19 protein-coding genes are annotated in these 20,206 nt (G+C 53.8%); 13 read left to right on the forward strand and 6 right to left on the reverse strand.

Annotation, left to right across the window (positions count from 1 at the left end):
- Positions 1-9: 9 nt before the first annotated feature.
- The gene (locus N512_RS0105365) at positions 10-753 is read right to left on the reverse strand and encodes a DUF481 domain-containing protein (protein ID WP_025886868.1); all 744 of its coding nucleotides are present in this window, start codon (positions 751-753) and stop codon (positions 10-12) included.
- A gap of 205 nt (positions 754-958) precedes the next feature.
- Between N512_RS0105365 and rpsF the strand changes: the two genes are divergently transcribed.
- Genes rpsF through rplI form a run of 4 tightly spaced genes read left to right on the forward strand, consistent with a single transcriptional unit; the run spans position 959 to position 2,396 of the window.
- Positions 959-1,360: a 30S ribosomal protein S6 gene (gene rpsF / locus N512_RS0105370; protein WP_025009342.1), complete on the forward strand. Its 402-nt coding sequence runs from the start codon at positions 959-961 to the stop codon at positions 1,358-1,360.
- Positions 1,361-1,368: 8 nt separating this feature from the next.
- Positions 1,369-1,674: a primosomal replication protein N gene (gene priB / locus N512_RS0105375; RefSeq protein ID WP_028779665.1), complete on the forward strand. Its 306-nt coding sequence runs from the start codon at positions 1,369-1,371 to the stop codon at positions 1,672-1,674.
- A gap of 11 nt (positions 1,675-1,685) precedes the next feature.
- Complete coding sequence (gene rpsR / locus N512_RS0105380; protein WP_025009344.1) at positions 1,686-1,913, forward strand: 30S ribosomal protein S18; 228 nt, start codon at positions 1,686-1,688, stop codon at positions 1,911-1,913.
- Positions 1,914-1,943: 30 nt separating this feature from the next.
- Positions 1,944-2,396, forward strand: coding sequence for a 50S ribosomal protein L9 (rplI, locus tag N512_RS0105385; RefSeq protein ID WP_025009345.1), 453 nt, complete (start codon positions 1,944-1,946; stop codon positions 2,394-2,396).
- A 246-nt stretch (positions 2,397-2,642) separates the two neighbouring features.
- On the opposite strand, the gene N512_RS0105390 is transcribed toward rplI, so the two are convergent.
- Positions 2,643-4,844: a S46 family peptidase gene (locus N512_RS0105390; protein ID WP_028779666.1), complete on the reverse strand. Its 2,202-nt coding sequence runs from the start codon at positions 4,842-4,844 to the stop codon at positions 2,643-2,645.
- Positions 4,845-4,974: 130 nt separating this feature from the next.
- Between N512_RS0105390 and dnaB the strand changes: the two genes are divergently transcribed.
- Positions 4,975-6,381, forward strand: a complete 1,407-nt coding sequence (dnaB, locus tag N512_RS0105395; RefSeq protein ID WP_025009346.1) for a replicative DNA helicase — start codon at positions 4,975-4,977, stop codon at positions 6,379-6,381.
- A gap of 68 nt (positions 6,382-6,449) precedes the next feature.
- Positions 6,450-7,526 (forward strand): alanine racemase, encoded by a 1,077-nt coding sequence (gene alr, locus N512_RS0105400; RefSeq protein WP_028779667.1) that lies wholly within the window; start codon positions 6,450-6,452, stop codon positions 7,524-7,526.
- A gap of 56 nt (positions 7,527-7,582) precedes the next feature.
- On the opposite strand, the gene N512_RS0105405 is transcribed toward alr, so the two are convergent.
- The 4 genes from N512_RS0105405 to dsrO form a co-directional block, all read right to left on the reverse strand.
- A complete protein-coding gene (locus N512_RS0105405; protein ID WP_028779668.1) occupies positions 7,583-8,050 on the reverse strand; it encodes a chemotaxis protein CheX in 468 nt (155 codons plus the stop codon).
- A 181-nt stretch (positions 8,051-8,231) separates the two neighbouring features.
- Entirely contained in the window at positions 8,232-11,342 is a 3,111-nt protein-coding gene (locus N512_RS0105410) for a tetrathionate reductase subunit A (protein WP_028779669.1), read from the reverse strand.
- Positions 11,342-12,415 (reverse strand): NrfD/PsrC family molybdoenzyme membrane anchor subunit, encoded by a 1,074-nt coding sequence (gene nrfD / locus N512_RS0105415; RefSeq protein WP_028779670.1) that lies wholly within the window; start codon positions 12,413-12,415, stop codon positions 11,342-11,344. The genes N512_RS0105410 and nrfD overlap by 1 nt, the downstream gene beginning before the upstream one ends.
- A complete protein-coding gene (dsrO, locus tag N512_RS0105420) occupies positions 12,405-13,148 on the reverse strand; it encodes a sulfate reduction electron transfer complex DsrMKJOP subunit DsrO (RefSeq protein ID WP_028779671.1) in 744 nt (247 codons plus the stop codon). Before dsrO ends, nrfD begins: the two co-directional genes overlap by 11 nt.
- A 214-nt stretch (positions 13,149-13,362) precedes the next feature.
- Between dsrO and N512_RS22335 the strand changes: the two genes are divergently transcribed.
- The 7 genes from N512_RS22335 to dusA all read left to right on the forward strand — a co-directional run bounded on the left by N512_RS22335 (position 13,363) and on the right by dusA (position 20,206).
- A complete protein-coding gene (locus N512_RS22335) occupies positions 13,363-15,174 on the forward strand; it encodes a sensor histidine kinase (RefSeq protein WP_081737094.1) in 1,812 nt (603 codons plus the stop codon).
- Between the two features lie 26 nt (positions 15,175-15,200).
- The gene (locus tag N512_RS0105430; protein WP_051472674.1) at positions 15,201-15,845 is read left to right on the forward strand and encodes a response regulator transcription factor; all 645 of its coding nucleotides are present in this window, start codon (positions 15,201-15,203) and stop codon (positions 15,843-15,845) included.
- A gap of 495 nt (positions 15,846-16,340) precedes the next feature.
- Entirely contained in the window at positions 16,341-17,201 is an 861-nt protein-coding gene (locus tag N512_RS0105435; protein WP_028779673.1) for a TIGR04255 family protein, read from the forward strand.
- A gap of 11 nt (positions 17,202-17,212) precedes the next feature.
- Positions 17,213-17,809: a hypothetical protein gene (locus N512_RS0105440; protein WP_028779674.1), complete on the forward strand. Its 597-nt coding sequence runs from the start codon at positions 17,213-17,215 to the stop codon at positions 17,807-17,809.
- 18 nt (positions 17,810-17,827) lie between these two features.
- Positions 17,828-18,697, forward strand: coding sequence for a hypothetical protein (locus tag N512_RS0105445; protein WP_028779675.1), 870 nt, complete (start codon positions 17,828-17,830; stop codon positions 18,695-18,697).
- 110 nt (positions 18,698-18,807) lie between these two features.
- On the forward strand, positions 18,808-19,014 hold the full coding sequence (locus N512_RS0105450; protein WP_028779676.1) for a hypothetical protein: 207 nt from the start codon (positions 18,808-18,810) through the stop codon (positions 19,012-19,014).
- A 202-nt stretch (positions 19,015-19,216) separates the two neighbouring features.
- A complete protein-coding gene (gene dusA, locus N512_RS0105455; RefSeq protein ID WP_028779677.1) occupies positions 19,217-20,206 on the forward strand; it encodes a tRNA dihydrouridine(20/20a) synthase DusA in 990 nt (329 codons plus the stop codon).

The following is a 20,206-nucleotide window of genomic DNA, read 5'->3' on the forward strand; positions in this document are numbered from 1 at the left end:
GCGCGGGAGTTACTGAAAGGTATAGAGCAGGTTGAAGGTGGTGATGGTATCTGTCTGCTTACTGCCTTCCGGCACCACTTCTGTATATTTGACGTTGAAGCCTATCTTGAAGGCCCAGTCCTGAAACAGGGTGTTTTTATAGCCCATGTCCAGTGCCAGAGTATTGTTATTTTCGCCCACCTCGGCGGTCAGGTCGGCAGTGAAACTGGTGTACTCGTGGATCTTCTGTTCAAACTTGGCCGCGGTCCGTAGGATCACATCTTTCTCGGCCACAGGATCCGGCGCCGCGTCAGTTTCTATCGGCATGTTGTATCGGTAACCCGGGCCGACTTCGAGACTCAACTTGGTACGGCGGGTGCTGATGGCATCGAAACCATAACCGCTGGAAACCGTGTAGATCTCTGTGTAGGAACCGAACTTGTCCCAGATGAATTCACCACGGCCAAAGATATAGCCGCCGTTGAGTTTGTAGTTGGACTGCAGCTGCAGATCGTATTTTTCGGCAGTGGTTTTTTCAGAGTCAGAGGCGAAATAGGCCTTGAGGGTTCCTTCCTGCTTGGCGTTTTCCGTGTCGTAAACCAACTTGGTACGACCGTTGAAACTGCTTGAGTCTGTGTTACCTGTGTTGAGCTGAAAGCCGGCCTCAATTTCAGCGGTGAAGTCGCTTGGAGGCTCGCGATAATCCGGCGGCACCAAGGCCCACGCCGAAGTCGGTAGCGCAAACAATAACGCCAATACAGAGGATCTTGTCATTATTCTTATGTCTTTTGCTGTGACTGCCATAAATTTAGCGTCACATAATACCTGCTCATGGGGCCGAGGCAAAGTTATTGCTTGAGTTTACCGCAGCCTTTATGTACTATTTCGCGCCTAATTCAGTCACATTAATTTTCGTTCCTTGCCTCAATTTGGTCTGACTGAGCCAACAACGAGGCTAGATAACCGTAAGGAGCACTAAATGCGTCATTACGAAATCGTATTTATGGTTCACCCTGATCAGAGTGAACAAGTACCAGGTATGATTGAGCGCTACACAGGTGTTATCACCGAAGCTGGCGGTCAAATCCATCGTTTGGAAGACTGGGGTCGTCGCCAACTGGCTTACCCAATCCAGGATCTGCACAAGGCTCACTATGTTCTGATGAACGTTGAGACCACTGCAGAGTCTGTTGAAGAGCTGGAAACTGCTTTCCGTTTCAACGACGCCGTTCTGCGTAGCCTGGTGATGCGCACTAAAGCTGCCATCACTGAAGCATCTCCAATGGCCAAAGCTAAAGACGAGCGCGATTCACGTCGCAGCGCCGTTAGCGAAAAAGCTGCTGAAGAAACCCAAGAAAACGCTGAAGCAAGCGCTGAGTAAGTTTTTCTGTGACCACCAATCACTTGGTGTTGTCCGGTACCGTCATTCGGTCCAGACACTTTGATAGCCCGGCTGGAATACCTCACACGGTACTTCAATTGGAACACAGGTCGCAGCGTTTCGAGGCCGATTTGCCCAGAAACGTCTACTGCCAACTTCAAGTGATATTGAGTGGTGAACGCTTCAAGAGCGTAGCAGACAAGCTGAAAGCGGGTGTGGATATCCAAGTCAGTGGTTTTCTGGCTCTACAACAGAGTCGCAATGGCCAAAGCCGACTGGTGTTACACGCCGAAAATGTCGAATTGAAAAATTAGGAGACTGTCAAATGGCACGTTATTTCCGTCGTCGTAAGTTCTGCCGTTTCACTGCTGAAGGTGTTACGGAGATCGATTACAAAGATATCGCTACTCTGAAAAACTACATCACAGAAAGCGGTAAGATTGTTCCAAGCCGTATCACTGGTACTTCTGCCAAGTATCAGCGTCAACTGGCTCGCGCTATCAAGCGTGCTCGTTATCTGTCACTGCTGCCATACACTGATCTGCATCAGTAATCGGCACTGTTCTAGCTAGAGGAATTGATAATGAACGTTATTCTGCTTGATAAAATCGCAAACCTGGGCAACCTGGGTGACCAGGTATCAGTTAAGGCCGGTTACGCTCGTAACTACCTGCTGCCAAAAGGCAAAGCTGTTGTTGCCAACGCTGAGAACGTAAAAGTTTTCGAAGCTCGTCGTGCTGAGCTGGAAGCCAAGCTGGCTGCCGACCTGGCCGCTGCCACTGCTCGTGCAGAGCAGATCTCTGCTCTGGAAGCGGTTGTTATCGCTTCTAAAGCCGGTGACGAAGGCAAGCTGTTCGGTTCTATCGGTACCCGTGACATCGCTGACGCAGTAACTGCTGCCGGCGTTGAACTGGCCAAAGCCGAAGTACGTCTGCCACTGGGCGCTCTGCGCACTACTGGTGACTTCGAAGTTGAAGTTCAGCTGCACACTGAAGTAAAAGCGGTAGTTAAAGTAACTGTTGTTGCTGAAGCTTAATCCCGGCTTTTACTAGAAAAACACCGCCTTCGGGCGGTGTTTTTTTATGCCTGTTTGCTGGCCGGGGCCGACGGTTTTTCCCCTTTCTTCTTCGCCTGCTAATGCCAAACTTAAGCACACTGTCACTTACCCACAGTTATTGTGGCTATCTCAGGCAGAATCGCTGCTGACTGGATTGCTTATTACTACAGAGACAAAACACCCGCCGGGGCGGGTGTTTTCTGGGTTATTGCAGATTAGTGGCTATCAGTTGCGCACCAGTTCCAGCTCTTTGAGCAGGTTGTCGGCATGATCCACTTCATCCATCATCCACAGAATGTAGCGGATATCCACGTGCACGGCGCGGGTGATGGTGGGGTTGAAGTACCAATCTTTGGTGATGGCTTCATAGGTGGAGTCAAAGTTGAGGCCAACCAGCTCGCCCTTGCCGTTAAACACAGGGGAGCCTGAGTTACCACCTGTGGTATCCACGCTGGAGAGAAAGTTAACCGGTACAGAGTTGAACTCGGCCGGGTTATCCAGGCAGGAGAACAGGCGGCACAACCAGCTGCGGGGATCCTGATACAAGTGCTGCACCTTATGCTCGCCCAGTCGTCCCTGCTTGATGGCATCCAGCAGCTTTTGCGGTGCATTGTAGGGCTCTACACCTGTGTGCTTGGCAACTATCCCTTCCAGCTTGGTAAAGGGTTGCTTGTAGAGCGCATCACGGGACTGATAGCCATCGACCATACCATAGCTGATCCTTAAGGTGCCGTTGGCATCCGGATAGACAGGCTTACCCATGGCCTTGTTATAGGCAATGATCGCCTTCATGTAGGCGGGGCGGGCGATGGACAGCTTACCGGCCAGTTCCTTGTCGGCTTTTTCCTGCGCCATATTGGTGTCGTACAGGGCCACTGCCATGCGAATGAAGGGATCGCTGCTGCTCTCGAAAGCTTCCGGCTTGGCCTGCATCCAGTTGAGGCGTTTCTCTTGGTCGGTCAGCTCGGTCAGGGCATACATGCCTTCGAGCTTGTCGCCCAGGCTGATACCTTGCTCGGGTGTCAGCAACTGATCCATCACGGCGACCCGGTTATCCTGCGCCAGATAGGCGTCGATATCCATTTGCCACAGTGTCTTGTCGACGCTGATATCGAAGCTGGAGTCAAGTCGCTTGAGACGGGCGGCGAACATCTTCATGTCACGCTCTTGATAACCCGCTTCGCGCTCGGCATCCGGCTTTTGGTTTTCTTTGGCCAGGCGATAAAGCTGCTTGGCGGCGCTGAGCAAGGCACTGGATTGAGCATTGTCAAAATAGTAGCTCTGCTGATACTTGTGCTGTTGCTCGGCCAGCAGTTGTTCGAGCTCACTCAGTTGTGCCGTCAGCGGCTGTGCGTCTTTATCTTTGGCCAGCCAGTCGCGGAAGGCATTTTCCTCGACCTGCTTGATAGCGGCAATATCTGTGGCGTGGAAGCCATCCAACAAGCCGTTGAGTTTTTTCATCCGGTTGGCCATGCCGGCCAGAGTACCGGCATACTTGATGGCGATATCCTTGTCGGAAGCGCCCATGCCCTCAATGGTGTCGATTCTGGCCTGATAGCGGGCGGCTTGAGTCGGGTAGAGCCAGTCGCTGGCGAATCTCAACTCTGAGGTCAGGCGGTAGCGGCTGGTTGAACCTGGGTAACCGGCCACAAACACGCCGTCACCGGCCTTAACGCCATCGGCATTGACCTTGAGGAAGCTCTTGGGCTGATAAGGCACGTTATCCTCGGCATAGGCCGCCGGCTTGCCATCCTTGCCGACATAGGCCCTGAGGAAGGTAAAGTCGCCGCTGTGGCGAGGGTATTCATAGTTATCTATGTCGCCACCGTAACCGCCAACACTCTCGGGTGGCGCATAAACCAGGCGCACATCGCGAATAATCAGCTGTTTGATCAGGTAGTATTCAAGTCCATTGTGGAAACTACGTACTGAGCAGCGGTAGTTGTCGTCGGCTTCACACTCTTTGACCAGCGCCTTGCTGTTGGCTTGGATGGATTCATAACGCGCCAGTGGCTCGGTCGGCAGATTGGCAGTTATTTTATCTGTGACATCTGTGACCGCCTCGGTGACATAGAGGCGCTCGTTGGGGCCAGCCGAAGGCTCCAGGCGTTGTTCTTTGGCCAAAAAGCCGTCGGCCAGATAGTTGTGTTCTTTGGTGCTGTTGTATTGAATACCCCGATAGGCACAGTGATGGTTGGTGACAACCAATCCTTGGGGTGAGACGAAACTGGCGGTACAATAGCCGAGGCCCACCACGGCGTTCATGGGATACTTTCCGAGATCGGCCAGTTGCTCTGCCGGGATGGCGATGCCGCGCTCACTGAGCTTGTCGGCAATAGAGGGCATTTGGTAAGGTTGCCACTGCCCTTCATCGGCTATGGCGAGGCCAGAGGTCAGCGCCAAGGCTGCAGCCAATGCATTGCGCATGTTCATTCCTTATTTATTGTTAATGTCCGTTTGGATATGAAAAACAGGTTATTGTAGGTGTAAAATTCCTGTTCTGATTGAACCGGGTTTTATATCACATTTTGCCTGATTGTTGGAGAGTTGGAGATTTATGCAACAGCAAGGTGCCTTTAAGGCCAAAGACAAGCGAAGAGACGTCCAGGTTGACGCGCTCAAGCTGCCCCCCCATTCCATTGAGGCGGAACAATCCGTGCTCGGGGGACTAATGCTGGATGCAGAGGCTTGGGACAAGGTGTCCGAGGCCGTGGTCAGAGAAGACTTTTACTCCCGTTCCCACAGGCTGATTTTCGGTGCCATGCAAAAGCTGGTAGAAAACGGCCAACCCATAGATTTGATTACGGTTTCAGAACAACTGGAACTGACTGACGAGCTGGAAGATGCCGGTGGTTTTACCTATCTGGGTGAAATCGCCAAGAATACCCCCAGCGCCGGTAACATTCTCTCCTACGCCGAAATCGTGCGCGAGCGTGCCGTGGTGCGGGAGATGATCCGGGTAGCACATGAGATTGCCGACGCCGGTTACAACCCTGAGGGGCGGGACTCAGGCGCCTTGCTGGACTTGGCCGAAACCAAGGTGTTCAAGATAGCCGAGCAGCGCGCCAACGCCAACGAGGGCCCGGAGGGGATCAAGACCATCCTCGAAAAAACCGTCGACAAGATTGAGCAGCTGTACAACAACCCGCACAACGGTGTGACCGGGGTATCCAGCGGCTTCTCCGATCTGGATAAGATGACTGCAGGTTTCCAGTCCGGTGACCTGATCATTGTCGCGGCCCGTCCTTCCATGGGTAAGACCACCTTTGCGATGAACCTGTGTGAATACGCGGCGCTCAATGAAAACAAGCCAGTGCTTATTTTCAGTCTTGAGATGCCCTCGGAACAGATCATGATGCGTATGCTGGCGTCGCTTGGCCGGGTGGATCAGACCAAGATACGTACCGGCCAGTTGGATGACGATGATTGGGCGCGGGTGTCCTCTACCATGGGGATCATGCTCGAGCAGGGCAAGATGTATATCGATGACAGCTCGGGCCTGACGCCGACCGAAGTGCGCAGCAGGGCCAGGCGTATCGCCCGGGAATACGGCGGTCTGTCTATGATCATGGTCGACTACCTGCAGCTGATGCAGGTGCCGGCGCTGGCCGATAACCGGACCCTGGAAATTGCTGAAATCTCACGCTCGCTCAAGGCCTTGGCCAAGGAGCTGGAGATCCCGGTGATCGCTCTGTCGCAGCTGAACCGCTCATTGGAGCAAAGGGCCGATAAGCGCCCGGTAAACTCTGACTTGCGTGAATCCGGCTCTATCGAGCAGGATGCGGACCTTATCATGTTTATTTATCGTGACGAGGTGTATAACGACGATTCGCCCGATAAAGGCACGGCAGAGATCATCATAGGTAAGCAACGTAACGGCCCCATCGGCCGGGTCAGGCTGACTTTCCAGGGGATGTTCTCCCGCTTTGACAATTACGCCGGTCCGCAATTTGAAGAGGACTAAACCTCTGCGGACGGTTTTCCCGGCGCGGCCAGAGAGCGCGCCATCCAATCCAAGATTGAAGGTAAGCTTTGAAACCCTTTCCCAGAGCAGAGATTAGCAGCCGGGCGCTGCAACATAATCTGGCCAGGCTGCGTGAGATCGCGCCCGCCAGCAAAGTTATTGCTGTCGTCAAGGCCAACGGCTATGGCCACGGCTCGCTGAACGTGGCCAAGAGCCTGAGCAGTGCCGACGGCTTCGGTCTGGCGCGGCTCGAAGAAGCGTTGGAGCTCAGGGCCGGTGGTGTAACGGCCAAGCTGTTGTTGCTCGAAGGTTTTTTTCGCAGCACTGAGTTGCCTCTGCTGGTTGAGCATGACATAGACACTGTGGTGCATCATAAGTCGCAGTTGCAGATGCTGGAGCAGGCCAAGCTGGATAAGCCGGTAACTGTGTGGCTCAAGGTCGACAGCGGCATGCACAGATTGGGTTTTCGCAGCGACGAGTTTAGCGATGTGTATCAGCGGCTGCTGGATTGCCCGCAAGTGGCCAAGCCCATCAATCTAATGACCCATTTCGCCTGTGCCGATGAGCCGGACAATGACTATACCCGCAAGCAGCTGGAGCATTTCAACCAGCTCACCGCCGGGTTGGATGGCGACCGCAGTCTGGCCAACTCGGCCGGTGCCCTCTATTGGCCCAGCAGCCAGCAAAATTGGATTCGCCCGGGTATCGCCCTCTATGGGGTGTCGCCTGTTGTCGGTGACCGAGGCGCCAACCACGACCTGCAACCGGCCATGAGTCTGGTGTCACAGTTGATAGCCGTGCGCGAGCACAAGGCCGGGGAGAGTGTGGGCTACGGGAGTTTTTGGCGTTCATCAAGAGATACCCGCCTCGGCGTGGTGGCCATAGGTTATGGTGATGGTTATCCACGCAATGCCCCCGAGGGCACGCCTGTGCTGATCAATGGTCGCCGGGTGCCTGTGGTTGGCAGGGTGTCCATGGATATGCTGACTGTGGATCTGGGGCCGGATGCCCGGGATGCGGTCGGTGATGATGCCCTCTTGTGGGGCCCGGCATTACCGGTGGAAGAGGTGGCGGCTCATATCGAAACCGTGGCTTATGAACTGGTGACCAAGCTAACTCCCAGAGTGGCCGTCTGCCTCGATTAAGTGAGTCATGCCATTGAGTTGGCAAACAATAAAGGGCGCCTGGGCGCCCTTTGTCATTACTGATTCTCGAAACAGATCTCTATGTAGGCCGAGCCCTTGGGAGCGACAAAAGGCATGATGATCTTCTGGCCCTGGGCCTGATGGGAAATCTTGTGACCTATGCCGGAAACCACTACAGGGGTGGCCATTTCAAACTCATAGCCCTTGTCCGACAGCAGGTTCTTGGCGCCGCCGGTCACCATGTTGGTGATTTCCCCCACCAGATCTGTCACTTCTTCATTGATATTGCCGGGATTCTCTCCCAGCATATTTTGCATTATCTCCAGGATCAGTCCTTGTTCAAAGGTGATCGACAGCGACCCTTTGGTCTGCGGGCCCACCATACCGATAAGCCCGGAGACATCGCCCTTGGCCAGGTTGTCTGTCTTGAGTCTGGGCTTGCCCGGGGTCAACTGCATGTTGGCCATGGTGGAAACCACATTGAGAAGTGACTGAAGAAAGGGATTGATAAAAGTGACATTCATGCCGGATTTGTTCCTCTTGCTGCCTAGGGAAGTGCAGATAGCGTAAGGCTAATCCATAAGCGGTTTGACTCCCGCCCACTGGATCACACTCTTATTAGCTTAGAACAATGGCTTGGGCTCTGTGGCGATTTCTTGCCCGGAAAAACTGTGCCCGGTATAAAAACCGGGCACAGAGCGAGCTTCAGGAGACTTTTTCGATTTTCGCCGGTAGCCCCTGGCGGGCCGAGGCGCCGCTGGCCCAATCCACCAGAGGGTAGGAACCCGAACGGCTGGGATCCAGCACAGCGAGATCGTTGAGGTTAACCCCGGCGCGGATCAGCGGATTGGCAGCAACCTGCTTGCCATCTATGCTGAATGCCCGCGCGCCGAGCTCCTTGTGACCAAAGCCGTGTTCGATGGCGATGCACTCGGGATGCACGCCGGCGACGCACTCCACCAGTGCCAGCACACTGCCGTTGGGGGTGCTGATTTTCACTGTATCCCCTGTGGCTATCCCCAATCTTTGGGCCGTGTCTTTATTGATCCGCACCGGATTATTGGGGTGCACTTGCCTGAGCCTGTCAGAGCCGATACTCATGGAGCTCATGGTGTGTGACTTGTAGCTCGACAGCAACATGGGCCAGGACTGGCGGTCGAAGGCTTGCCTGAGCTCTGTGCCATCGACCAGGCGTTGACCATAGCTGCGCGGACAGCCACTGAGAAACTCGCCGCTCTGGGAGTGACGGCGACTGCCCACCTGGGGGTTCCACAACATCATAGGCTTGGGCCAGACTTTGGTGGGGTTGCCTTCGGCGTCCCTGGCCTTGTTCATTGATTCGAAACGGCCACCGCGGGCATAGAGATAAGCCACCCTGGATGCTTCCTCTTCGCCGAGACGGGCCTTGAGTTCGGGAATGATCCTGGCAACCCCGGACCAATAGAGATCTTCCTTGCCGATTGCGGGGACTTTCTCTCCCAACCAGGCGACGTTAGCGGCGCCGTAGAGAGAAAAGTCGGCGGCGCGGGTCAGCGGGTGGCGTGTGCCATCATGGGCCTGCACAGCGTTTTCACCGAAGCCGGGCAGGGCCAGCGCCATGGCAACCCGGGTAAGAAAGCTTTCCATACACACGGGATCGCCATCCACTGTGTGTTCCACCCTGGGTTTGACTATCGGCCAGCGGCCGGTGGCTATCTTGGTCATGGTGCCCTGCCAGGCCGAGGTCCAGCCCCAGGACTCATAGGTGAGGGTATCCGGCACTATATAGTCGGACAGTGCTGTGGTTTCGTTGATAAAGCTGTCGATACTGATAAACAGCGGCAGCACCTTGGGGTCTTTGAGTTTTTCGCCTATGGCGGCGCCGAGCCCGGCCTGGCCATAGACAGGGTTGCCCATATGGTTGATCCAGGCCTTGAGCGAATAGGGGTAACCGTTGACCGCCGCGGTTAGATGCTCGCTCAGCATGGGCGCCGAGATCGGGAACCAGGGTTCCCTGGCCGGGTAGGGGGACTCGCCGGCCTGCTGCTTGCGCTTGTATTCCGAGCTTTTTTCATAGGGAAAACGGGAGCGTGACAGGAATACTCCCTTAGGCTGTACCATGCCGTCAAACTCGGCCAGATTGTAGCGCGGGCCTTTGCCGAAGGCCGGGAAAGTGCCGCCCTTGGCCAGCGCGCCGCCCTTTTGGTTGATATTGCCTATCATGGCGTTGAGCATCATGATGGCCCAGGCGGTATAGAAGCCATCGCTGCTCATGGTGCCGCCATGGCTGATCACCGCCGCCTTGCTGCCATGGCTGGTGAACTTGTTGGCCAGGGCCTCAATCTCATCAACCGGCACATCGCATTCGGCGCTGTATTGCACCAATGTCTTGAGCCGGGCCGATTCGGCCAGCAGGCTGAAACTGCTTTTGCAGGCCAGGCTCTGGCCATTTGGGCCTGTGAGTCTGCGGTCCACTTCGAGCTGCGCCTTAGTGCAGGCCTCGGCGGCCATGGGTTCACCGCTGACGGCGTCCAGCACCAGCAAGGGGTCTTCATCACCGAAGGGCTTGCCGCTGAAGGCCAACCCCAATTCGCTGGCGCGCAGATATTGGCCGTATCTCGGATGCGCCTGGTCTGAATGCACCAGGAAACCTGCATTACTGAAACCGCGGAAACCGGCGGTTTTGGCGGCCTTGGCATTGGGAGCACTGAGAAACTCGGCGCTGTAGCGCTGATTGTCGATGATCCAGCGCAGCATGGCCATCGCCAGCGAGGCGTCTGTGGCCGGGCGGATCGGCAACCAGACATTGTCCGGTGCCGACGCCAGGTTGGAGGTGTTGGGCAACATGGGCGAAACCACAACATAGCTGAAGTTGCGGTTGTTGACCCTGGCATTGGCCAGTTGCCGAGCCTGGCGCTTGAAGGGGTTGCCGGACTGCTGCGGTGAAGTGCCGATGAACAGCAGAAACTCGGCATGATCCCAGTCCGGTTTCAAGTGGGCGTACTTTTTCAGATCGTCCAGCAAGGCGCCGGCACCGGCCCGATAGCTGAAGCCACAGTAAGAGCCGTGGTTGGCAAAGTTACGGGTGCCGAAGCTGTTGAAAGTGAAGCGTTTTATCAGCGTGTCCCGCCCTTCATCCGAGGCGTTGCTGACCAACAGCTGATTGGCCTTGGGGCCGTATTCAGGGTTGGCGGGATCCAAAGGCGTGTTGAGATCGCGAATCGCCCTGAGTCCATCCACATGGCCTTCACCAAACAGATCGCCGCCTTCGACAACCTCCTTGAGCAACTGCTCGAAGGCTATGCTCTGCCACTGGCCCGAACCTCTGGGGCCGACCCGTTTCAGGCAGCGCGTTACCCGATAGGGGCTGTCCAATAATTCCAGCATGGCGTTACCGCGGGCGCAGGCGGTGGAACGCCCGGCAAGCCCCTGCTCCTGCCAGGCGCTGGTGGACACCAGGGCATCGCGCACCGGGGTGTCAAAGTCCAGGTGTTCACGGGCCGACAGCGGATGATAAGGATTACCACTGATACGGATAATGCTGTCGGTTTCATTATCGATACGGGCTCGTACCCCGCACTTGGTCCAGCAGCCGAAACACATGGTGTTGGCCAGACGCTGGTTGTCATTGGCGCTCAGTTGGCCACTATTCAGGTCAACCCTGAGCTCAGGTGCCAGCGAGTTGCCATGAATCGCTTCTTGGGTGTTTTTGCCCGAGCTGCCATTGACCAGGCCCTTGCCTAGCTGGGTCAGGGTATGGCTGTAGCCTGCAACAAACAGTCCGGTACCACCTGTGATGGCAGCCCCTTTGATAAAACGGCGCTTACTCTTGTCCATTATGCGGCTCCTTTCAGTCCGGTGGCAGACTGACGTATCAGTTCGGAAATCAGGGTGATCAGGGCCAGCCATAGGCCAAAGGTACCCAGGATCCCCAGCAGCCCCTGTGGGCCCCAGGGCAGTTCATAGAAGTAGGTGCCGGCGCCATACTTGGGATCTGTCTGCGCCTGGATAAGCACCAGCCAGCGAAAACCCCAAGCCAGGTGGATGGCGGCAAAGCTGCCAAACAGCAAGGCCCAGCGGGGTAGATGTCTGAAGGCCAGCAGCAGCGCCAACAAGGCCAGGGTGGCCAGCACCCAGATAGCGGCCAGTTGCCAACTGGGGCTGTCGCCGAGCAGTAATCTGGCCTCATTGGCGCTGTTGCCGCCACTGAGAGCCCAGCCGATAAGCAACAGGGCAAACAGGGCGAAGGAGCCACGCAGCCAGAGCAGCAGCTGTTTGTCGGTCTCCTGCTTATGGCCGTTGAACAGGCGGTTGAGCCAAATCAGCATGCCGCTGCCGGCGGCCAGGGCGCTGGCGGCGAATAGAGGCGGCAGCCAGTAGCTGTGCCACAGTGGCCTGGCCTTGATGGCCATGGTTTCCATGCCGGTGTAGAGGGCGATACTCAGGCCGCTGAGCAGGGCAACCCAGGCCAGAGGTTTGAGCCAGGGCTCGCCTTGCCAGTTCCCCAGGCGTAACCAGTATCCCAGGCGGCTCCAGCCATCTTTGGGCTGAGTCGGAAGGGAAGGGCGCAGCAAGAGGTAGGCAAAGGCCAGCGCCGCTGCCATAAATAGCGGCAGTAACCAGGCGCCATACCACATCCAGGAATCCAGCCTGAGCTGCATATAGAAGTGCCAGGCGCGGGCGGGTTGGTGCAGATCGGCCAAGAGTGCCACAGGTGCCACTATGGCTGTGCTGAGGATCAGGCTGCCGCAGAGTGTCAGCAGGCGCCTATCTTTGGCGCCGGGGCGGATAATGGTCAGCGCCGCAATCCACACCGCGGAATAGGCCAGTCCCATCATAAAGAAGTACTGCACCGCCCAGGGTAACCAGGTGATGGCGATATCCGGGGTCAAGATCTCTTTAATGTCCATGGTGCAACTCCTCTCCAGTGGCGGTCATCAGGCTGCGAACCGGTGCTTCGCCGCGGATCCTTTCTTCAAATGCGGCTGTCATCCCCAGATAGAATACGCAGGGCGAGGTTTCGGCCGAGGGCTTGAGTACCTTGATCTCGTCTCTGTACTCGGCCAGCATGCGACTGATTTGGCTGCCGGGATCGTTGAGATCGCCGATGATCCTGGCTTCACCGACACAGGTTTCGACGCAGGCGGGCAGCAAGCCCGCCTCCAGCCGATGGGCGCAGAAGGTGCACTTGTCGGCGGTGTTGGTGTCATGGTTGATAAAGCGCGCATCGTAGGGACAGGCCTGGACACAGTAACCGCAGCCAACACACCAGTGGCTGTCGACCACCACTATGCCGTCCTGGCGCTGGAATGTGGCGCCTGTGGGGCAAACCGGGATGCAGGGGGGATTTTCGCAGTGGTTGCAGAGCCTGGGCAGCATCATAAAGGCGCTTTCCTGCCCTTGAGTCACTTCATACTGGTTGACTGTGGTACGAAACTGTCCCAGTGGGGGTTGGTTTTCTATGGTGCAGGCGACAGTACAAGCCTGGCAACCAACGCAGCGGCGCAGATCGATCAGCATGCCATAGCGTTTGCCACTGGTTGCCTGGGGCTTGGAAGTCGATGCCTGGGCGACGGGCAAAAACGCAGCTCCGGCGCTGATGGCGGCGATTTGCCCCAGTAGTTGACGTTTACTCTTGTCCATACAGACTCCTGAGTCTTGCGGTGATTGGAAACCCACCGGGCTCCTATTGCCTGTATTCTCGGCAACTGGCGCCCCTGGTCTCTATAGTGGTTTTCCACATATCGGGGCCGCTATTGATCCAGCGCAAGAAATTGAGGCTAGAATGGCGGGCAGACTGATGCTGACCCAGCCGCTTGTGGCCGCAAGATTTCCTAACCGGAGCCAAAATCAAGAGATGAGAACCCTGTATCTGCTGTGTTATCTGTTTGCGACTGTACTGCTCGGCCATTGGCGGTCAGCTGCGGCAGCGACTGAGCCTTTGCCGCTATCAGGCCCAGCCATGACAACTGGAGCGCTGACCGATAAGGCGGTGGTGGATATAGGTGTGTTGGCTACCCGGGGCTACAGCGACAGCATCAACCGCTGGCAACCCACCATGAATTGGCTCGAGCAGCAGATCCCGGGATATTACTTTCGCCTGCACCCCCTGACGCTGGAGCAGCTGTCGCAGGCGGTGGCCGCCCAGGAGCTGGACTTTGTGATCACCAATCCGGGCCAATCTGTGCTGTTGGCGCGGCAATACTCCTTAAGCTGGCTGGCAACCCTCAAGAGCCGCCTCAATGCCGGTGAGCCGATGCAGGTGGGTTCGGCGCTGGTGGTAAGAAGCGAGTCCAGCCTGCAACATCTGCAAGATCTCAGGCACAAGCGCCTGGGGATAGTCTCGACCCAGGCCTTCGGTGGCTACCTGACCTTGGTGTATGAAGCGCGGCTCAAGCAGATAGACCTGCCAAGCTATGTGGCCGAGATCCAATCTTTGGGATTCCCGTTGGATAATCTGCTCTATCGCCTGCGCGATGGCAGCATAGACGCCGCCGTGGTGCCTGTCTGTCAATTGGAGCAGATGGCGGCGGAGGGGCTTATCGATGCCGGGCACTATCGGGTGCTGGACAACCAGGCGCCGGCGGGGTTTGCCTGCGAGGTGTCTACCCGCCTCTATCCCAACTGGTCCATGGCCAAGACCAGCCGTGCCGGTCAGGGGCTGGCCAAGCAGTTGACCCTGGCTCTATTGGCACTGCCGGAAGACAGTGAGGCGGCCAAAATGTCCGGCTCGCTGGGGTGGACCACGGCGGTCAGTCAACTGGCCATTGATAAGCTGCTCAAGGATCTGGACCTGCACCCATTGCAGGCGCCTTGGTGGCAAAGGGCGCTGCAGTGGCTCAAGGCCCACAGTCATTGGGGCTGGAGCTTGCTGGCGCTGCTGGTGCTGCTCAACGGTTATCACTTCTGGCTCGAATACAGTTTCAGCCGCCGCGGCCGGGAACTGGCCAAGGCCCAGCGGCAACTGAGTGAAAACCTCAGTCTGCTGGAACATGCCCAGCGGGCGGCGGTGGCTGGTGAACTGGGCGCCAGCCTGGCCCATGAGCTGAACCAACCTTTGGCGGCCATAGGCAACTATTGCCACGGCGCCAGTGTCAGGCTGCAACAGGGGCAACTGGACAAGTTGCCGCTGGCACTGGAACAGATACAGGCGGAAGTGGGCCGCGCCCACGGTATCATTCAAAGGCTCAGGGGGCTTTTGAAAAAGCGCCCGCCGCAAAAGCAGTTGCAGCCGTTCAGCCCCTTGCTGAGCGAGACGCTTATTCTGCTGGGGCATGAACTGGAGAAACAAGCGATCCGCGTCGATTGGCAGATTGTCGGCGAAGAAAGCCCCATGCAACTGGATACGGTCGCCATGCAACAACTCTTGTTGAATCTGCTTAAGAATGCCATCGAAGCCTTGGCTGAAGAGCCTAAAGCCGAGCGAATTATTGCGCTGCGGCTGGATTATCAATCTCAGCCCGGCAAGCTCTTGCTGGAAGTGCAGGACAATGGCCCAGGGCTTAAACAGGATGGCAAGAGCCTGATGCAGGCCTTTACCAGTACCAAGAAAGATGGCCTGGGGCTGGGGCTGGTGATCTGCCGCGAAATTGCCGAGAGCCATGGCGGCAGCATCAGCCTGCTGCAGCCGCCTGAGGGTGGTTGTCTGGTCACAGTGTTGCTGGCTTAAACCCGTTTTGCCAAGGAGAAAGAAAAATGCCGGGACAATTTGCGGCCCAAAACAGTTCACCGACTGATGACAAGCGTCAGTCAGTCTATCTGGTGGATGACGATGATTCGGTGCGGCGCTCGTTGGGCTTTATGCTGGAAGGCTATGGTTTTGAGGTGCAGGCCTTTGAAGATGCCGAGCATTTTCTCAAGGCGCAGCTGCTGGAGCAGCCCGGCTGCCTGATCCTCGATATGCGTATGCCAGGGCTCAGTGGGGCGCAGCTGCAGCAGCTGCTCAACGAGCGTAATAGCCCGCTGGCGGTGATCTTTCTCACCGGCCATGGCGACGTGCCGCTGGCGGTGGATGCGCTTAAATCCGGCGCGGTGGACTTTTTTCAAAAGCCCGCCGATGGCGCTCGCCTCGCCGAGGCGGTCACCAAGGCGCTGAGTCACTCTGCCGAAATCGCCAAACGCCGAAAGCTGCAAGGCATCTACCAGGCGCTGACTCCGAGAGAGAAAGAGATATTGCATCTCATCGCCAAGGGCTATAAGAACCAGCAGATAGCCGACGAACTCTGTATCGCCATGCGCACAGTGGAGATCCACAGATCCAACCTGATGAAGGGCATGCAGGTGAGCTCACTGGCTGAAATGTTGTTGATTTATGCCGGGATAGAGACAGAGTTTGAGTAACTCGGGCCAAAAGTCTTCGGCGGCAACAGAATGACCTTTGATTCGGGTTTATGAGAGGGATTCATCTGCGGCTGTCGTTTTATGGCCGCAGAGGGTAAAATAGCGGCCCATTTTTGCGTACCGGATCCGTTAATGCCAAGCCCTATCGATGCCAACCGCCGTTTTTCCATTGCTCCCATGTTGGATTGGATTGGTTTTGTTTAATTTAATATTTAATTAAAATCAGATGGTTACTTGTGACTTTTGAGCTTGTGGGTACATTTTGGTACATTAATTTTGGGTTTAACTAGACACTTCTTTTAGGCTACCGCTTTCTTGGCATTTGCCTGATATCTATAAAACAACGCCTTGCACAGCTCATTAACCGTCACGAACGTTGCCTTAACTGTTGCAAGTGGACACAAGCCAAATTCACTTTGTAATTGCAACTAGGGAACTTTGAGCTCATAATTCCGTCTAACAAAACGTCCATTTTTTTGTCTGGTTGGGATAATCGTGGCTACAAAATACAAAAATCCACCTGTCGTTTATGCCGTGGCAAAGCTGATTTATGCTGAATCCATCGGTAAGTACGGTGAAGACAAGTACGAAGCACTGCTTTCTGCTCTTAAGTCGATTGGATTTGATTCCTATAGCGTAAGCAAGGTTATGGGGATTCAGCTTAAGCAGTCTGACAATCAATTCTCTGCTTCGCCAGCAAACTCCCAAAGGGTTGGGTATTTTTCTCCTAACAGGAAGCGTTGTGCCATCGTTGATGAAAATTCAGTTGAACTGCGCATCGCTGAGTACAGCAACCACACAACGTTCTTGGATGAGTTTGGGACTCTATTGAATCATTGCCAACAAAATGAAGTAGCTTTAGGAAATAAACCTAGAGAAGTGGAGCTTCATTATGTCGATCTATTCGTACCTGATAAGGTGGAACTGAAAAGCATGTTTTCATCTGTTTCCATGCCTGTCGGACAGTTCTATGCTGAAGACAATGATGCATTTAAGGTTGGCGTGACTAATTTTACTCGGGTTCTGCAGTCTGGTAGGGAAAAAGTCTCTGTTAGCTTAGAGCAGCTCTTTACTGTAGATCATAATAGACGGAAATATCTCCCTGACTCACTCGTCGAGCCTGATTCAAAATTGCGTATGCCACTGAATGTAGATAGATTGTTTGCCAATTATGATTCTGGACATTACGCTATTGTCCATACCGCATGTGGGGCGTTAGTTGGCTCTGCCGAACTCGATATTCAAATTGTTCGAGAAAAACTGGAATACCTGTACAGCGAAAGTAGGAAGACTTTCGATCATATGATTGAGCCAAGTGTATGCAATGATATTTGGCAGATGTATGAGCAGAAATAAAGGGAGGTTTTATGGATTTTGATGGCTACCTTGTTGATTACTCAGCAAGGACTGAACTTGTTCGCTATGTTGAGTCTCAGCCTCGCTTTTTGCCGATTCGAATCGTAAGTGACGGTTTTCATTATGATTTGCTGTTTTCAGACAATCACAACAACACTGTTTTGCTTTGCGGTGGCGCTAAAGCGGAGCAGGAGAATGATAAGTCAGCCAAAGGTATTACTGTTAATGATTGCGTTGATGCTTGCCTGAGAGTAATCGGTCTTAAGATCCACGAGATTGCTAAGTTGGTGGGTGTATCCAGAGCAACGTTAGACCTCCATCGTAAAGGGGCTAATGTAAAAGATATGGCTCGCTACCAAGAAGTGTTTAACTTCGCTATGTCAGTAGAGCAATTGTACGGTGAGAACATTAAGACTGGCGTGAGAAATGTGCTTATCGATAAGAAAACCTTAGTTCAGCATCTCATTGCCAATGCGGATAACTTGGATAACGCTTTTCCTATACTCGAAGACGTTCACGGTAAAGTTAAAGATATGAAAGTAGTGCCGTCACAAACATCAGCTAAAAAGGCTAATTTGAGACTTTCTGGCATTGGTCGTATGGCGTAGTTGTAAGGGAGTTGCAGAGTGACGGCGCTTATCGAGCTAGGTGTCAGACAGGGTAAAGTTTTAACCACTGGAGCGGATCTAAAAGCTGGAACAGAGCCGTTTAAGGTTTTAGAAAATCATATTAAAACGGGGCGTTGTGGGCTCTTCTGTGCGAAAGGTGTAAATGTTGAGCATCTATATGTAGTACTGACGCAGGACTGTACTATCTCTAGTGGTAAGCCAGTAGAGCTCGCTCCGATGAAGTTAAAAAAAGTGAAGGATGAAGGGAAGATCGAGCATCTGTTACTTGGAAAGGACTATAGCAAACTTTATCTGAGATTTGGTGAACAGTTCTATGAGGTCGAAGAGTCTCTTTTAACTAAACTTGAAAGCCAAACTTTGGAAGGAATCGTTCAAGACTCTACCTTAACTGTGGTGGGTGAGCTTGATATCAATGAGCAAAGAATACTTCTTGATTGGCGCCTAGGCTCTTACCTGAGAGAAGCTTTTCCTAATGGATTTAATGCGAGTTTATTTGAATATCTCTCACAAAATAAATGGTTTTCAGAATACCTTCAGGCGAATAGAGACAACATTCATTCTTTAAGAGTGTTTGTCAACCCAGAAGATGACGAAGAGGCTGATTTATATCACTTTTCAATCACTGCATTGCTTACTCAAGATGGTCAGGATTTTCAGGATGGCATCACCGAAAAAATGAATCAAATGGTGTCTGAATTTTCCACCTATAGAAATATTAATTGTTTACAGTTAGATGGAGCTGACTTGTCACAGATTGAGCTATCTGATGCTCTGATTTTGGCATTAACAGCAACCCTTGATGAGTTTACTTTCGCTAATGCTTATGAAATGAGAGAGTTTAATTTTCAATATCTTTGTTATGAGTGATTCGTAGAGAAGGGGAGGGGCATAATGCCCCCCTTTATTTCAACAGACAATCTCATGCCGCTTGTACCTTCTGCCACTCGATTCGGCCCAAAAACGGAGTAGGGGCCTCTTTGGATGATTTCATTGAGGTTATACCTGTTTCAAAGCTCGAACATGTAGGGCGTTTTGATATTGATGCTTATAAAAATTTCCATAAAAATGTCGCTGACAACTCGATTCATTATCAAACAATAGACTGGATGGAACAGCCTGTAGCACTAATAGATAAGGCACAATCGACAGAAGTAAATGAGACCAATCCTAAGTCGTCGTTATAATCATTAATACTGCTATTATATCATCACCATAAATCACACATAAAATAGATGAAACAAGTGTTCAAACTGATTTATCTAGTTTGAATCTGATGTCTTGGGGTACCCAAAGGCACCCAAGAAAGCAAAAATCCTTAAAAAAAAGTAAAAATAACTTAAAATAGCTACCCGAAAAGATTCAGATTAGAAAACTCAAGTTGCTGTGATGATAAAAAGGTCAATTAAATCAATAGATAGAGTGTTTAGTGTTGCCCCCATGTTGGATTGGACGGACCGCCACTATCGTTACTTTGCCCGGCTGATGTCGAGTCAGACGCTGCTCTACACTGAGATGGTGACCACAGGCGCGGTACTGCATGGCAAGGGCGATTATCTGGCTTATAACCAGGAAGAGCACCCGCTGGCATTGCAACTGGGCGGCTCCAATGTTGAGGATCTGGCCCGCTGCGCCGAAATCGCCCGGCAAAGGGGGTATGACGAAGTTAACCTCAATGTGGGATGCCCTTCGGATAGAGTACAGAACGGCCGCTTTGGTGCTTGTTTGATGGAAGAGCCCGAGCTGGTGGCCCATTGCGTCGATGCCATGCGCCAGAAGGTAGATATTCCGGTGACGGTCAAGACCCGCATCGGTATAGATGACAAAGATTCCTACGAATTTCTTTGTGACTTCATTACCAAGGTGAGTGCCGCCGGCTGCGATACTTTCATCATCCATGCCCGCAAGGCCTGGTTGCAGGGGCTTAGTCCCAAGGAAAACCGTGAGATCCCGCCATTGGATTATCCCAGGGTGTATCAATTGAAGCAGGACTTTCCCGGCCTGCATATCAGCATCAATGGTGGTATCAAGAGCTTTGAAGAGATGCATGCCCATCTGGCCCAGCTGGATGGGGTGATGGTGGGGCGTGAAGCCTACCAAAATCCCTATCTGTTGGCCGAGGTGGATCAGAAGATCTTTGGTCTCGATAGCCAGGTTATGAGTCGCGATCAGGTGGTGGATGCCATGTTGCCCTATGTGGAAGCTCATCTGCAGTCGGGTGGCCGCTTGAATCATATCAGCAGACACATGACAGGCCTGTATCAGGGGATCCCCGGTTCTCGCAGTTGGCGCCGTCATTTGAGCGAGAATGCCCACAAGCCGGGTGCCGGCATAGAAGTGTTACTGCAGGCTCGTGAAATGATGCACAGCGGAGTTTGA

Source organism: Shewanella sp. 38A_GOM-205m (assembly GCF_000518445.1).
Lineage (GTDB): Bacteria > Pseudomonadota > Gammaproteobacteria > Enterobacterales > Shewanellaceae > Shewanella > Shewanella algae.

Coding starts and splice junctions, on each gene's coding strand:
- N512_RS0105365 (WP_025886868.1), bottom strand. CDS start 753: ATGACAAGATCCTCTGTATTGGCGTTATTGTTTGCGCTACCGACTTCG.
- rpsF (WP_025009342.1), top strand. CDS start 959: ATGCGTCATTACGAAATCGTATTTATGGTTCACCCTGATCAGAGTGAA.
- rpsR (WP_025009344.1), top strand. CDS start 1,686: ATGGCACGTTATTTCCGTCGTCGTAAGTTCTGCCGTTTCACTGCTGAA.
- rplI (WP_025009345.1), top strand. CDS start 1,944: ATGAACGTTATTCTGCTTGATAAAATCGCAAACCTGGGCAACCTGGGT.
- N512_RS0105390 (WP_028779666.1), bottom strand. CDS start 4,844: ATGCGCAATGCATTGGCTGCAGCCTTGGCGCTGACCTCTGGCCTCGCC.
- dnaB (WP_025009346.1), top strand. CDS start 4,975: ATGCAACAGCAAGGTGCCTTTAAGGCCAAAGACAAGCGAAGAGACGTC.
- N512_RS0105405 (WP_028779668.1), bottom strand. CDS start 8,050: ATGAATGTCACTTTTATCAATCCCTTTCTTCAGTCACTTCTCAATGTG.
- N512_RS0105410 (WP_028779669.1), bottom strand. CDS start 11,342: ATGGACAAGAGTAAGCGCCGTTTTATCAAAGGGGCTGCCATCACAGGT.
- nrfD (WP_028779670.1), bottom strand. CDS start 12,415: ATGGACATTAAAGAGATCTTGACCCCGGATATCGCCATCACCTGGTTA.
- dsrO (WP_028779671.1), bottom strand. CDS start 13,148: ATGGACAAGAGTAAACGTCAACTACTGGGGCAAATCGCCGCCATCAGC.
- N512_RS22335 (WP_081737094.1), top strand. CDS start 13,363: ATGAGAACCCTGTATCTGCTGTGTTATCTGTTTGCGACTGTACTGCTC.
- N512_RS0105430 (WP_051472674.1), top strand. CDS start 15,201: ATGCCGGGACAATTTGCGGCCCAAAACAGTTCACCGACTGATGACAAG.
- N512_RS0105440 (WP_028779674.1), top strand. CDS start 17,213: ATGGATTTTGATGGCTACCTTGTTGATTACTCAGCAAGGACTGAACTT.
- dusA (WP_028779677.1), top strand. CDS start 19,217: ATGATAAAAAGGTCAATTAAATCAATAGATAGAGTGTTTAGTGTTGCC.